The organism is Frigidibacter sp. RF13 (genome assembly GCF_026626305.1).
Lineage (GTDB): Bacteria > Pseudomonadota > Alphaproteobacteria > Rhodobacterales > Rhodobacteraceae > TMP-24.
Genome location: NZ_JAPNUE010000023.1, coordinates 1 through 1,498, shown reverse-complemented (window position 1 = coordinate 1,498; position 1,498 = coordinate 1). Strand labels below are relative to the sequence as shown.

Below are 1,498 nucleotides of genomic sequence, written 5' to 3'. Positions count from 1 at the left end.
GGCTACCGGCAGGAGGCGGCGCGCGCGGCGGCGGAGGCCGGGATCACCGGCGATGCGGCGGCGGCTTTGGTGGAGTTCGCCTGGATCACGCGGCCGGATCACGACTGGTTCGAAGGTTATGAGGCGCGGCGCGATGCGCTGAAGACACGCTTCACGCGCGAGGAGGCTGCGCGCTGGACCGAGGCCTGGGCGGCACAATCGAAGCTGCGCGGGCCGCGCTCCGGCCCCTACCCGTTCCAGACGCTGATCCCCACCCCGACCGACCGCGCCACCCCCCACGGCGGCCCCTGTTACAGGTTGACAGACGTCACCCTCGCCGTGACCGACGCGCCGGTGACAGAGGGCAAGGTGGAGGCAGTGTTGGGGTGGTTCTCAGAATACGAAAACCTCCAGTTAGATGGTAATCGGTACAGATCGATAAAGTCATCTTTCCCATTTGCAAATGGACTGAACAGGTTGGATTTCAAGAGGAATATCAAATGACTGTCTCCGAAAAAGACCTACTCCTCGCCATCCTGTCGATGGACGCCTACAACCGTGGCTACGGCGCCGGCATTGGCGATGGTGTCAATGTCGATGCCAAAGGAAATGACATTGACGGCCTTGGTCAAATCGGTTCGACCGTCGGGTCGGCGCGTGTCATCAACGACGACGTGTCTGAAGCGGCTCAAGCCGCCGGTTTCTACGCCGTCGCCTATGACACGCCCTACGGCACGGTCATTTCCTACCGGGGCACGGATTCCACTCCCATCAGCGATACGAACACCGACCGTATTCACGGCTGGGGCATCGGCGTCGGTAACTTCATGCGCGAGCAGGCGCGGCTCGCGTCCGAGTTCCCCGACGCCGTCCAGGACGACACCAAACCCGGCTCGGTCATCTTCACCGGCCACTCCCTCGGCGGCGGGATCGCGGCATGAGGCGTGTGCGGAAGATCCTAGCATGGGTGCTTGCAGCGGTCGTTGGCCTGCCGGCTCTGGCGGTGGGCGCGATCCTCTGCTGGTTCTGGTGGAATACGTTCACCGCCGCCTGGCACCAGCGCCTGACGCTCACCGTTGACACACCTCGGGGCGAGGTGAGGGGCGAGGTGGTGTACGCGGTGCGCCTCATGCTTATCCCCAAGATACTCCCTGACGCCGGCCGAGGTGGCTATGACTTGCGGGGTGAGGCGCTGGTGATGGAGACTGCGCCGGGCCGCTGGCTCTTCGCGCTGCTGAAAGGCGGGGGCGAACTCAACCTGGGGGTGGCGGCAAATGGCGGCCCGAGCGACATCGTCCAGGCGTCGGAAGAGGCAGCGGCGCTGGTTCTTGCGCTGCCGAAGGATCAGCCACAGACGGTTGCGCGGGGCCAATATCCGCTTCTCGTCACCTTCGACGATATCGCCGACCCCAAGACCGTGCGGCGGGTGGACCCCGACGATATGGATGCGACCTTCGGCTGCGACCGGGGCCTGACGGCGGCGGAGGCGCCCTGGCGGGCCGAGGGGCGGACCTGGGCC

3 protein-coding genes are annotated in these 1,498 nt (G+C 65.4%); all 3 read left to right on the top strand.

Features of this window, described 5'->3' with window-relative positions; translation table 11 throughout:
• Positions 1 to 483 (top strand): hypothetical protein (locus OU426_RS18115; RefSeq protein WP_267635576.1); only part of this gene is annotated, 483 nt, incomplete at its 5' end.
• Complete coding sequence (locus OU426_RS18110) at positions 480 to 920, top strand: alpha/beta hydrolase family protein (protein ID WP_267635575.1); 441 nt, start codon at positions 480 to 482, stop codon at positions 918 to 920. The genes OU426_RS18115 and OU426_RS18110, both read left to right, overlap by 4 nt.
• A partial coding sequence (locus OU426_RS18105; protein WP_267635574.1) for a hypothetical protein occupies positions 917 to 1,498 on the top strand: 582 nt, incomplete at its 3' end. The genes OU426_RS18110 and OU426_RS18105, both read left to right, overlap by 4 nt.

What these genes read in the sequence shown, in the direction of transcription:
- OU426_RS18110 (WP_267635575.1), top strand. Translation starts at nt 480, where the DNA reads ATGACTGTCTCCGAAAAAGACCTACTCCTCGCCATCCTGTCGATGGAC.